General features: G+C 61.0%; 10 protein-coding genes. 5 read left to right on the forward strand and 5 right to left on the reverse strand.

Features of this window, described 5'->3' with window-relative positions:
- Positions 1–5: 5 nt before the first annotated feature.
- The 3 genes from AC3A5O_RS22315 to AC3A5O_RS22325 form a co-directional block, all read right to left on the reverse strand.
- On the reverse strand, positions 6–746 hold the full coding sequence (locus AC3A5O_RS22315; RefSeq protein WP_487753727.1) for an SDR family oxidoreductase: 741 nt from the start codon (positions 744–746) through the stop codon (positions 6–8).
- Positions 743–2,125, reverse strand: coding sequence for an MFS transporter (locus tag AC3A5O_RS22320; RefSeq protein WP_122568392.1), 1,383 nt, complete (start codon positions 2,123–2,125; stop codon positions 743–745). The genes AC3A5O_RS22315 and AC3A5O_RS22320 overlap by 4 nt, the downstream gene beginning before the upstream one ends.
- A gap of 327 nt (positions 2,126–2,452) precedes the next feature.
- Positions 2,453–3,391: a LysR family transcriptional regulator gene (locus AC3A5O_RS22325; RefSeq protein ID WP_122568391.1), complete on the reverse strand. Its 939-nt coding sequence runs from the start codon at positions 3,389–3,391 to the stop codon at positions 2,453–2,455.
- A 114-nt stretch (positions 3,392–3,505) separates the two neighbouring features.
- Between AC3A5O_RS22325 and AC3A5O_RS22330 the strand changes: the two genes are divergently transcribed.
- Positions 3,506–4,687, forward strand: coding sequence for a fumarylacetoacetate hydrolase family protein (locus AC3A5O_RS22330; RefSeq protein ID WP_487753728.1), 1,182 nt, complete (start codon positions 3,506–3,508; stop codon positions 4,685–4,687).
- 46 nt (positions 4,688–4,733) lie between these two features.
- The gene (locus tag AC3A5O_RS22335; protein ID WP_487753729.1) at positions 4,734–6,518 is read left to right on the forward strand and encodes an IlvD/Edd family dehydratase; all 1,785 of its coding nucleotides are present in this window, start codon (positions 4,734–4,736) and stop codon (positions 6,516–6,518) included.
- 530 nt (positions 6,519–7,048) lie between these two features.
- Here AC3A5O_RS22335 and AC3A5O_RS22340 read toward each other — a convergent pair.
- Positions 7,049–7,516, reverse strand: coding sequence for a DUF1203 domain-containing protein (locus AC3A5O_RS22340; protein WP_305470636.1), 468 nt, complete (start codon positions 7,514–7,516; stop codon positions 7,049–7,051).
- Positions 7,517–7,774: 258 nt separating this feature from the next.
- On the opposite strand from AC3A5O_RS22340, the gene AC3A5O_RS22345 reads away from it, so the two are divergent.
- Positions 7,775–7,993, forward strand: a complete 219-nt coding sequence (locus tag AC3A5O_RS22345) for a tautomerase family protein (protein ID WP_122568387.1) — start codon at positions 7,775–7,777, stop codon at positions 7,991–7,993.
- A 98-nt stretch (positions 7,994–8,091) separates the two neighbouring features.
- Positions 8,092–8,574 (forward strand): DoxX family protein, encoded by a 483-nt coding sequence (locus AC3A5O_RS22350; protein ID WP_487753730.1) that lies wholly within the window; start codon positions 8,092–8,094, stop codon positions 8,572–8,574.
- Positions 8,575–8,625: 51 nt separating this feature from the next.
- Here the strand turns inward: AC3A5O_RS22350 and AC3A5O_RS22355 are convergent, their stop codons facing one another.
- A complete protein-coding gene (locus AC3A5O_RS22355; RefSeq protein ID WP_487753731.1) occupies positions 8,626–10,851 on the reverse strand; it encodes a TonB-dependent receptor in 2,226 nt (741 codons plus the stop codon).
- 246 nt (positions 10,852–11,097) lie between these two features.
- On the opposite strand from AC3A5O_RS22355, the gene AC3A5O_RS22360 reads away from it, so the two are divergent.
- On the forward strand, positions 11,098–12,342 hold the full coding sequence (locus AC3A5O_RS22360) for an MFS transporter (RefSeq protein WP_354336581.1): 1,245 nt from the start codon (positions 11,098–11,100) through the stop codon (positions 12,340–12,342).
- Positions 12,343–12,998: the final 656 nt, after the last annotated feature.

Genomic DNA, 12,998 nt, shown 5'->3' on the forward strand with positions numbered 1-12,998 from the left:
AAAATTCAGAGGCTCATGCCGCCATCAATCACGTGCACCGCCCCGGTGGTGTAGGCGGACGCATCGCTGCCCAGGTACACCGCCAATTGCGCGATTTCCTCGGTGCTGCCGATACGCCCCATCGGCTGGCGGTCGAGAAATTGCCGGTAGACCTGCGCCTCATCGACGCCCTGTTGCGCGGCCTGGTCGGCGATGCGCTGGCGCAGCGAAGGCGAATCCACGGTGCCCGGGCATATCGCGTTGCAACGGATGCCCTGGCTGACGAAGTCGATGGCGACGGATTTGGTCAGCCCCACCACCGCCGCCTTGCTGGTCGCATAGGCGAAGCGATTGGGCACGCCCTTGATACTGGAGGCCACCGACGACATGTTGATGATCGAGCCACCGCCACGGGCCAGCATGCCCGGCAGGAATACGCGGATCATCCGGTACATGGCCGTGACATTGAGGTCCATCGAACGCGCCCAGGCCGCTTCATCACACTCGAGAATATTGCCGCTGTGCACAAAGCCTGCGCAGTTGAACAGCACATCGAGCCCGCCGATACGTTCGCAAGCGGCGCTGATGGCAGCGGTCGACGTGACGTCCAGGGGCATGGCGGTGATCCCTTCGATCCCCGCCAGTGCATGGATATCGATGTCAGTGGCGAACACCTCGGCCCCGGCCCGGGCGAAGGCAAGGGCGCTGGCCAAGCCAATGCCCTGCCCCGCAGCCGTCACCAGCACGCGCTTGTTTTGTAGACTCATGCGGTCTCCAGTTGCGCTGCCGTGATGGCCTGCTTAGGGGTCCTGCCAAGCATCGAGGCAGGGATGGCCAAGATCAACCCGCCGCTGACCAAAAGACACAAGGCGAGCACATAAGTGCCGTTGTTGATGTTGCCCGTGAGGGTTTCGGCCACAGCGGTGATCATCGAGCCGGTAAAGCCGGACAGGTTGCCGATGGCGTTGATCATGCCAATGCCGGCTGCGGCGGCGACGCCCGACAGCACGGTACCCGGCAGGGTCCAGAAAATCGGCATCAGGCTGAGGATCCCCGAAGCGGAGACGCTGAGGAAGAGCACGGACAACACCAGGTTGTCAGCGAAAAAGGCACTGAGGATCAGGCCGACGCCACCAATAAACGCCGGAATCGCCGCATGCAAGCGCCGCTCACCGGTGCGGTTGGAGTGCCGGGCATTAAGCAGCATCGCCACCACCGCCACCGAGTAAGGGATGGCGGTCAGCAGACCGATGTGCAAGCTGTTGGTGATGCCGGTGCTCTTGATGATCGACGGCATCCAGAACGCCAGGCCATAGAAACCGGTGTTGAAGGTCAGCAGGATCAACACCAGCAACCACACCCGAGGGTTGAAGAACACTTCGCTCAAGCGCGTGGCCTTGCCCTGGTTGTCGGTTTGCAGATTGGCCTTGAGCAGGGCTTTTTCCGCGACGGTCAGCCATTTGGCTTTGTCGATGTTGTCGGCCAGACAGACGATCACCACGAACGCCATGATGATCGACGGAATGCCTTCGATGAGCAGCATCCATTGCCAGCCAGACAAACCATGCACCCCTTGCATGCTGTTCATCAGCCAACCGGAGAGTATGCCGCCCAAGGTCAGGCTGACCGGCAGCGCCAGCAGGAACCCGGACATCACCCGGCTCTGGCGGTGGGTCGGGAACCAGTAGTTGAGGTAGAGGATCACGCCAGGGAAGAAGCCCGCTTCACAGATGCCCAAGAGGAAGCGCAGCACATAGAACATCGTGCTCGATTCGAGGTGGAAGAAAGCCGCCAGCGGTACGGTGTAGGCCACGGCCATGGAGATCACCGCCCAACTGAGCATGATCCGGGCGATCCAGAACCTTGCGCCAAAGCGATGCAGCAACAGGTTGCTGGGCACTTCGAAGAGGAAATAGCCCCAGAAAAACATACTGGCGCCCAAGGCATACACGGTGTTGCTGAATTGCAGCTCGTTGAGCATGTCGAGCTTGGCGAACCCGATGTTCACCCGATCGAGGTATGCCGCCATGTAGCACAACAGCAACACGGGCAGGATCCGCCAGATGACCTTGCGGTAGGTCCGGTCTTCAAAATCGAGCTCGCCGGCTTGCGCCTGAGCGGGCAACTGCTCGGAGATGGTTTGCATGAGGTAACCCCTGATTGTTTTTATTGGGTCACGTCGAATGAACGAATCATCCGGCGATTGAACGAGGACTCTACTGTCGGGAATCGATTCTTTCCCAATGGCATTTTTGGATTAGTCGATAACGTATTGTTATCGAGACTTGGGTTTGGCAAGGGGGCTACTGCGTAGCCCAGCGGGAGCAAGCTCCCTCGCCACAGGGTTCGGTGCAGGCTGATCCTCCGCCATCGCGAGCAAGCTCGCTCCCACAGATGTTTCGTGTTGGCTGAGAGATTCGCGACACTCCCGTCCCCTGTGGGAGCGAACTTGCTCGCGATGGCGGCGGCACATTCAACGGCTCAGACGGGCGTTGTCCTTGAGGATATCGGCAAACTCCAGCGCCGCGCCCACCAATGGCTCATCCTTTCGCGTGAGGATGCCGTAGTCCTGCGGCACCAGGTGCAGCGGAGTATCGAGGGTCTTGAGTTGACCGCTTTCGAGCAGCGGATCGACCATGGCATTGGGCAGCATGCCGATCATGGGCCCGCGTTGCAGGACCTGGAGAAAGGTCTGCATGGAAATGGTATCGATGGTGTTGCGCGGCATCCCCACTCCGGCTTCGGCAAAGGCCAGTTCCATGCGTGCGCGGATCGGCGTACCGATCGGGTAGAGAATCCACGGCAGGTCCACCAGTTGCTGCAAGGATGTCGGCCCGGCATTCGCCAGCGGATGGCGGTCATTGACCACGATGCAGAACGGTTCCGGGGCCAGGGGTTGGAAGTCGTAGCGCTGGTGCTGGCTTTGCTCGGTAAACCGGGCCACCGCCAGATCGAGCTTTTTCTCTTCAAGCATCTTCATCAAATGGTTGCTGGTCTGCTCCACCACCTCGATGGACAGCAAGGGCCAGCGTTGCTTGATCTGCAGGATCGCCTCGGGCAAGGCCACCGCCGTTGCGGCAAAGATACCGCCGACCTTGAGGTAGCCATGGCCACCTTCGCGCAGGCTGCTGATTTGCTCGACGAACGAACGTGCGTCGTTCAAGGCGATCTGCGCGTAACGCAACACATGTTCGCCCAGTGCGGTGGGCGGCATGCTCCGGGGTCGGCGTTCGAACAGGGCGAAGCCGAGCAGGCTTTCGATTTCCTTGAGCATCTTGCTCACGGCCGGCTGGCTGAGGTTCATCTGCTCGGCCGCCAAATGCATGTTGCAGGTGCGCCCCAAGGTATCGATCAGCAGCAGATGGCGGAATTTGAGCCAGCCGCAGAAGCTGGAGAAAGACAGATCGGACATGGGCAATCCTCGACGATGCAATAACCGGACGTTATCAGATACTGAATATATCTCATTGGAGTTCATCAACTGCGCGCCCTAGCTTGAAAGCTTTACGAACCAGGAAGACTGCCCATGTCGCTGATGCTTACTCCCGAGAACACCCTGCCCGTCGATGGCGTCGCCGGCACCCTGATTGGTCGTGCCTGGGTGCCTGGCCGTATCGCCGGACCTTCCCCCGTGGTGCTGCGCAGTGACGGGGTGTTCGACCTGTCAGAACGTTTTGCGACATTGAGTGACTTGCTGGAAACAGAGTCCCCCCTGGCCGCCGTCAGGCAGACACCCGGCACTTTCATCGCCAGCGTCGAAGCGCTGCTGGCCAACACCGGCGTTCATGCCGACCCGACCAAACCGTATCTGTTGCCGCCACTGGACTTGCAAGTGATCAAGGCCGCCGGTGTGACCTTCGCCGCCAGCATGATTGAGCGGGTGATCGAGGAACAGGCCGGCGGCGACGCGGCAAGAGCCGAGGCCGTACGCGCCACCGTACACGGCGTGATCGGCGACAACCTGCGCGCCATCGTGCCGGGTTCCGAGCAAGCCATGCGCCTCAAAGCCTTGCTCATCGAACAAGGCATGTGGTCGCAGTACCTGGAAGTCGGCATCGGCCCGGATGCGGAGATCTTCACCAAGGCGCCGGTCCTGGCCGCCGTGGGCAGCGGCAGCCGCATCGGCATTCATCCGATATCGCAATGGAACAACCCGGAACCGGAAGTGGTGCTGGCGGTGAACAGCCGTGGCCAGATCCACGGCGCCACCCTGGGCAACGACGTCAACCTGCGAGACATCGAAGGTCGCAGCGCGCTGTTGCTGAGCAAGGCCAAGGACAACAACGCGTCCTGCGCCATCGGGCCGTTCATTCGCCTGTTTGACGAACGCTTCAGCCTGGATGACGTCCGCGCCTGCGTGGTCGATCTCCAGGTACAAGGCGAAGATGGCTACCGCCTGCACGGTTCGAGTTCCATGAGCCAGATCAGCCGTGACCCGCAGGACCTGGTAGGCCAGACGCTCAACGCCAACCACCAATATCCGGATGGTTTTGTGCTGTTTCTCGGTACCCTGTTCGCCCCCACCGAAGACCGCGACCATCCCGGCAGCGGTTTCACCCACAAGCGCGGGGACCGGGTCAGCATCAGCAGCCCGTTGCTCGGCAGCCTGCATAACCAGGTGACACACAGCTGCGACGCGGCCCCCTGGACCTTTGGCGTCAGTGCCTTGTTGCGCAACCTCTCCGCCCGCGGACTGCTGGGGCGCTGAACCACGACCGTGACCGATTCATCCCATTACAAGAGAGACCTGAATCATGAGTGACACGCCAAAACGCCGCCTGCGCAGTGAGCAATGGTTCAATGACCCGGCCCATGCGGACATGACCGCCCTGTATGTCGAACGCTACATGAACTACGGCATGACCCGCGAAGAGCTGCAGTCGGGACGACCGATCATCGGCATCGCCCAAACCGGCAGCGACCTGACTCCCTGCAACCGTCATCACCTGGAACTGGCCCAACGGGTCAAGGCCGGCATCCGTGACGCCGGTGGCATCCCCATGGAATTCCCGGTGCACCCGATCGCCGAACAGTCGCGGCGCCCCACCGCTGCCCTGGACCGCAACCTGGCCTACCTGGGGCTGGTGGAAATCCTCCACGGCTACCCGTTGGACGGCGTGGTGCTCACCACCGGTTGCGACAAGACCACGCCCGCCTGCCTGATGGCGGCGGCGACCACCGATTTGCCCGCCATTGTCCTGTCTGGCGGGCCGATGCTCGACGGCCATCACAAGGGCGAACTGATCGGCTCGGGCACCGTGCTCTGGCACGCGCGCAACCTGATGGCCGCCGGCGAGATCGACTACGAAGGCTTCATGGAAATGACCACCGCGGCATCGCCATCGGTGGGTCACTGCAACACCATGGGCACCGCCTTGTCGATGAACGCCCTGGCCGAGGCCCTGGGCATGTCGCTGCCGGGTTGCGCGAGCATTCCGGCGCCCTATCGCGAGCGCGGGCAAATGGCCTATGCCACCGGCAAGCGCATCTGCGAGCTGGTGCTGCAAGACATACGTCCGTCACAGATCATGACCCGCCAGGCCTTCGAGAACGCCATCGCCGTCGCCTCGGCCCTGGGTGCTTCGAGTAACTGCCCGCCGCACCTGATCGCCATCGCTCGGCACATGGGCGTCGAGCTGAGCCTGGATGACTGGCAACGGATTGGCGAAGACGTGCCGCTGCTGGTCAATTGCATGCCGGCGGGCAAGTACCTGGGCGAAGGGTTCCATCGGGCCGGCGGCGTGCCCTCGGTCATGCATGAACTGCAAAAAGCCGGACGCCTGCACGAAGACTGCGCCACGGTCAGCGGCAAGACCATCGGCGAAATCGTCAGCAACAGCCTGACCAGCAACGCCGATGTGATCCATCCCTTCGACACCCCGCTCAAGCACCGCGCCGGTTTCATCGTGCTCAGTGGCAACTTCTTCGACAGCGCGATCATGAAGATGTCGGTGGTGGGCGAGGCATTTCGCAAGACCTACCTCTCCGAGCCCGGCGCCGAGAACAGTTTTGAAGCCCGGGCCATCGTGTTCGAAGGACCGGAGGATTACCACACCCGCATCGACGACCCGGCGCTGGACATCGACGAACGCTGCATCCTGGTCATCCGCGGCGTTGGCACGGTGGGCTACCCCGGCAGCGCCGAGGTGGTGAACATGGCCCCGCCGGCCGCACTGATCAAACAAGGCATCGACTCCCTGCCCTGCCTGGGTGACGGCCGCCAGAGCGGCACCTCGGCGAGCCCATCGATCCTCAACATGTCCCCTGAAGCGGCCGTGGGTGGCGGCCTGGCGTTGCTGCAAACCAACGACCGGCTGAAAGTGGACCTGAACACACGCACCGTGAACCTGCTGATCGACGACGAAGAGATGGCCCGGCGCCGACTCGAATGGACGCCGAACATCGCGCCTTCGCAAACGCCCTGGCAGGAACTGTACCGGCAACTGGTGGGGCAACTGTCCACCGGGGGGTGCCTGGAGCCGGCAACGTTGCATCTGCGGGTGATTGCTCGTAGTGGTGAGCCGCGTCATTCGCACTGACAAGGTTGCGAGGGAGTCAATCGAATCCAAGACTGTTGAGAATGGAAAAAGAGGCCGAAGCCTAATGCCGACCAGTTAAGTGGACGCCACGAGGAAACACACAAACCGTGGCGAGGGAGCTTGCTCCCGCTGGGCTACGCAGCAGCCCCAAAACAGGGCCGCTTCGCGACCCAGCGGGAGCAAGCTCCCTTGCCACAGGATGATTGCCCGGCTTTATTTCAACTAACTGACGTCAGTCAAGGCTGGGCCGTGTAATTGCCCCGCCCACCGTATGCACGTTCAATGTTTATCCAGTAGATGTTGGTAGTCATCCGCCAGCTTGGCGACGATGGGCAGCGTTTTTCGCAGGCTTGCGACCTGGCTCCGTGCCGACTGAATGTCGGCTTGTTGCTGAGCAATCTCACAGCGTCAACAGTGAGAGGCAGGACCATCGGCAAAATCGTCTGCAGCAGCCTGACCAACATCACCGATGTGCTCCAGCCATTTGACACTCCGCTTAAACCAAGCTCTGCAAACATCGGCTCCCCTTTCTACGCCCGATCTATCCGCCCCGAGTAACACCCTTGCTTCGCATTATGAACGTGGATGTAACTGACCTCAGGATTGGCAAACAGCCGGGTGATCACAGGTTCTATTGCCTGTCCGTCCACCACATCGGCGTCGAGCAGCATCCCCTCTTCGGAAAAAGCACGCAGGGACAGTAGTCGAATGCGCATGACCTCAGGCACCTGGTTGACGGCATCGTAAGCCTGGCTCGCGCCCTCCCGGATGAAAACCGCATGAGAGGCACGGTACGGCGAGTTGGCCGGCTGGCTGACATGGTTCAGTAACAGCATGCGTTGCCCCAGCTCCGCGTCTTTCATTTCTATGCGGTCAGGAAAGCCTGGCTGACGGTCAACGACATAACGCCTCACCCCCCGCGATGCAAGTGCTTCATCGGACAATCCAAACAGTGCGCGGAATGGATCGGGGGCAAGGCCTGTGATGCGAAAGTTCATGATGGGCACCTCTTGATGTGAGTGCCTAGAAGAGAACACCTGGGCAGTACCCGCTATCCGGTTCTTGCGGCGAAAATCAATGACGCTGCGAATCCGTAGGGAGACTGGCACGTGAAAGTGATCCGCAGTACCGATTGTTCTCGGTTATTGAATTCAGATGGCAACTCAACAGGGTTTATCTCCCGGGCCCAAACAAGAAAAATGCGCGCCATGGGTTCTTCGCCCGCCCAATCTGTTTCACACCCACGGAGCAAACCGATGCCATTCGCCAACTACAAATTCCCCGAAGGAATCCTGGACCACGCCCGCAAGGAGGAGATCATCCATCGCACCACGCAGATGTTCGTCGAGTACTTCGGCGAGCAGGTGCGACCGTTCACCATGGTCCTTGTCGAAGAGGTCGCCGACGGTGGTTGGGGCCGCGCCGATGAGACATTGACGTTGGCGAAGATGGGATTGCCGGCGAAAGGACAATAACGCCTGCGGATCATCAGCGACGCATCGACCCCGCATCGCCGGGGTCGTTATCGACGTCACGCATCAGCGCTTCAAGCCACCCTGCCAGGGATTCCCCAATGCCAACTCAAGACGTATCCTCGCCGCGCTCCCCGTTGGCGACCGTGACTGCACGGGTCGCCGGTTTCGAACCGTATCTGTACGCCTTGCTGCGAATCATCTTCGCCGTCGTCCTGTTTACCCACGGCTTGCCAAAGGTTCTGCGCACCGCCCATGGCTCGATGGCCGATCCAATGGCCGCGTCTATCAACCTCATCCAGAACGTGATGGGACTGCCTTTCGCTGGGCAGCTGGCCTTTCTGGTCATGCTCCTGGAAACGGCTGGGGCGTTGATGCTGGCGACAGGGCTCGGCACGCGGCTCGTCGCTCTGCTGATCGCCATTCAAATGGTTGCCATCAGCTACGCGTTGGGGCCGACATGGCCCTGGATAGACCGAGGCATCGAGTTTCCGGTGCTGATGGGATTTCTGGCGCTCTACATCGTCGCGCGCGGCGGCGGAGTCTATTCATTGGACGCGCGCTTGGGCACGCGTCTGCGATAGAAACGGCTTAGGCGCGGGTGGCCCTTTGTTTGAACCACCCTTGCCCTATGCTCAGAAGTCGACCGTGGCCGACAACTGCAAGGTACGCGGCGAGCCTGGAGAGAAGGCCCCATACGAGGCAACACCCGACCAGTACTCGCGGTCAAAGACGTTCTGGACCGTGGCCCTGAACGTCGTCGGTCGACCTTCGATCTTGGTGGCATAGCGAGCCCCCGCATCGAAGCGGGTCCAGGCATCCAACTCCTGGGTGTTGGCTTGGTTCACGTATTGGCTGCTGGTGTAGATCGCGCCGCTGGTGAGGGTAAAGCCTTCCACCCATGGGGTGTCCCATTCAGCCCACAAGTTGGCTTGTACGTCTGGCACGCCCACCGGCTTGTTGCCACGGTTGGCCGCCGTCGCGGAATCCGTCAGCTCGCCGTCGAGCAGTGTCACGCCGCCCATCAGGCGTGTGCCGGGGGCCACTTCGCCGAACACGCTCAGTTCCACGCCACGGTTGCGCTGTTCAGCCTGTACCGAGAACACGTTGTTCGCACCGATTTCGCCGCTGGGCTTCTCGATCTGGAACAGCGCCAGGGTGGTCATGAACGTGCCGTGCTCGTACTTGACCCCAATCTCATGCTGTTTGGATTCATAAGGAGCAAACGTTTCGCCCGCATTGCTCGCTGTGCCTGGCGCGACGTCACCTTTACTCAACCCCTCGACATAGTTGTAGTAGAGCGACACGTCCTCCCAGGGCTTGACCACCACGCCGACCAGCGGGGTCGTGGCGCTGTCGTCATAACGAGAACTGACCGAGCCGGCGGCATTGTAATTGCGCGACTCGATATTCTGCCGACGCAGCCCCAGGGTCAGTTGCAGACGTTCATCCAGTACCGACAAGGTGTCGCTCAAGGCGAAGCCGGTCAGCTGCGATTCGGAAACCCGCAGCACCTTGGGCGCATTGATGGCCGGCTTGGGCACGTCCACCGGGTGATAGATGTTCGAGCCGACCACCGGCCCGTTGTTGATCCCCCGGGACAGTTCATCCTGGTAAGTCGTCGCCATCAGCGTGGTCGTGTGGCTGACAGGACCGGTGTCGAACACCCCACGAACCCCCACGTCGGCTGTCGAACGGTCCACGTTGAATTTGTAATACCCCGGCGTGTTGCTGATATCGCCGGCGTCGTTGAGGATTCTTGGTACCTGGTCGGACATCCGCTTGACGTCCGACCGACCACCACCGGCGTGGGCAAACACCGTGACCGCGTCCGTCAGGTCATATTCGCCACCCAGCAAGGCCGACTGCTCCTTGGTGTCCGACCAACCCCATTTCTGTGATGCGTTGGTACGACCGTTGGGGGCTGATGGAATTTCAACGCCAGGCGCGACAGTGAAGGGTCGCGAGGCGCCATCGAAGCTTTCTTTCTGGCTGATGAAGTCGAGGTTCAAGCGCAAACGCTCGCCCCGATAATCAAGGGCGATGGCGCCGATGTCGAGTTCGCGCTCCTGATCATCGATGGCCGTGTCGCCACCTTGGAGACTGCCGTTGAAGCGCACGCCGAACTGGTTTTCCGAGCCGAATCGACGGCTGACATCCAGGTGCCCACCCACGTAGGAATCGGAGGCATAGCTGCCGGTAAAGCGCGTCAGGTCATCCTCCAACGGACGCTTGGGAACGATGTTGATCACCCCGCCCACTCCGCTGTTCGGAGAAATACCGTACATCAACGCACCCGGCCCCTTGAGCACTTCGACCCGTTCGGCGTAATCGGTGAACACTCGGTAGTTGGGTGCCACGCCGTAGACGCCGTCATAGGCCAGCTCGCCGAGGTTGCCCTCGCCGATGGGAAAACCACGGATGAAAAACGAATCGACGATGCCGCCCACCTGGCCAGTGGAGCGCACCGAAGGGTCTCGTTGCAGGGCGTCGGCCACGGTCACGGTCTGCAGGTCGGCCAGGGTCTTTTCGGTGTAGCTGGTCACGCTGAACGGCGTGTCCATCACGTCCTTGTTGCCCATCATTCCCAAGCGCGCACCGCGTGCCACCTGACCGCCGGCCAGCACGGGCGGCATTGCGCTAGGGTTGTTGTGGGTGCCGGTGATGTTGGTCGCGTCAAGGGTCAAGCCTTGACCGTTGTCGACCGCAGGGACGTCCGAGGTTCTATCGGTGGAGGGCTTTTGCCCGGGGGTTTGCGCCCAGGCGGTGGCGCTTCCTGCGACCAGAATGAAACTCAGGGTGGCGGTACGAATCGCGAGGGATAACGCAGACTCACCACAAGGTCGACGTGCAACAGACATGGCTTAAGGATCCTTTCCAGCGAGAGAAAATGGTAATCACTCCTATTGCCAGTCGACCTGCGGAAAAGTATCACCTCCCGGGGTTTATTTTTTCAGGTTGCGCTGGATCCATCAGGCATACAGAGGCTGCTGCGGTATCGACAGCTTGCAACCTCTCGTACAGCCGGGCATCTTGCCGACCGTGTCGTCGCCTGCAGCACATGCTGATCTACCCGCTTGCGAGCGTTTAACCACCGAGGCTGAGTCATGTCCCACGCAGGTGCCATCCAGGGTTCGAACGTCAGAATCCTGATTTACCTTCTATTCGCGATCCAGCTCATCTCCATGGGCGCGATGGAAATGAGCGGGCCGTTCTGGCCGGTCCACCTGCGCGGGCTGACGTCCTCGGAGTCGGTCTTCAGCTTCGCCAGCATCGCCGTGTATGTCGGGCCGATGCTGGGCATCATTCTGACCAGCGCCTTCTGGGGTCGTATCGGCGATCGCTACGGTCATAAGTTGATGATGATCCGCGCCCTGGCGGGCCTGTCATTGACTCAGTTGGGGCTGGCGCTGTGCAGCGATATCTGGGCCATCCTGGTGCTGCGCTTTTTGCAGGGTGCCTTTGCCGGGTACATCGCCCCGGCGCAAGCCTATGGCGTCAGCATCGAAGCCCCGTCGCGACGGGCGCGGCTGTTCGCGATCCTGCAAATATCCACCAACGTCGGTTCATTGCTCGGCGCGGTGGTCGGGGGCCTGATCCTCGATCACGCCACCTTCTTCTGGATCAACATCATCGCCTCGGCCTTGTGCGCGGTGTGCACGGTGGTGGCCGCCGTGACCTTGCCGGACGTGCCGCCGGTGAAGAAACCCGCGATCAGCCAGGCCCCGGCGACAACAAGCCGTACCGACAGCGTCTGGCAAGGATCGCCCTTGCTGTCGTTGCTGTGCGTCATGGGCATCCTGCTGTTGGCGCGGATGCTGCCACAGACCTCATTCTCCTTGTACGTGAGTTCGGTATTCGACGTCAGCAACTCGGTGGTCGGCCTGTGCTACGGCTTGCTGGCGCTGGGTTTCATCCTCTCGGCCACGGCCTGGTCGCGCTATTTCGAGCACCGTACCCAGCAGGACACCTTGCATCGCATCATCTACGTCGTGCTCGGCTGCATCGCCCTGACCGCCCTGGCTGGGGTCACGCGTAATGCCATCGTATTTGTCGTCGTCTACTTCATTTGGGGGGTGCTGCTGGGGGCTACCACGCCGGTGCTGATGGCGCTGATCTCGAAATCCGCCGACAGCGCACGGCAAGGCCACGTGCTGGGCATTGCCCAAGGCACCGCGCAGTTCGCTTCGATCGCAGGCATCTCGGCTGGTGGATTGCTCAGCCAGGTCTACGGCTTGCAGTACACCTACCTGTTCGTTTGCCTGGCTTATGGGTTGGCACTGATTCCCGTTGTCGTCTTGCGCTACTGGCCCGCGAGCCTGCAAGCCAGTCCCGCCCCGCCTGGGGACTGATCGAGGAGGGAGCGAGCTTGCTCGCGATGACGCCGGTACAGTCAACATCCCTGCAAGCTGACATACCACTATCGCGAGCAAGCTCGGCTCCCACACTGATCTCGGGTGTTCATGGAATCGGTGTTCACCGCAGATTTTGTGGGAGCGAGCTTGTTCGCGATGACGCCGGTACAGTCAACATCCCTGCAAGCTGACATACCGCTATCGCGAGCAAGCTCGGCTCCCACACTGATCTCGGGTGTTCATGGAATCGGTGTTCACCGCAGATCTTTGTGGGAGCGAGCTTGCTCGCGATGACGCCGGTACAGTCAACATCCCTGCAAGCTGACATACCGCTATCGCGAGCAAGCTCGGCTCCCACACTGATCTCGGGTGTTCATGGAAGCGGTGTTCACCGCAGATCTTTGTGGGAGCGAGCTTGCTCGCGATGGCGCCGGTACAGTCAACATCCCTGCAAGCTGACATACCACTATCGCGAGCAAGCTCGGCTCCACACTGATCTCGGGTGTTCATGGAATCGGTGTTCACCGCAGATCATTGTGGGAGCGAGCTTGCTCGCGATGGCGCCGGTACAGTCCACATCCCTGCAAGCTGACATACCACTATCGCGAGCAAGCTCGGCTCCACACTGATCTCGGGTGTTCATGGAATCGGTG

This window comes from Pseudomonas sp. Soil_N_39 (assembly GCF_057655955.1).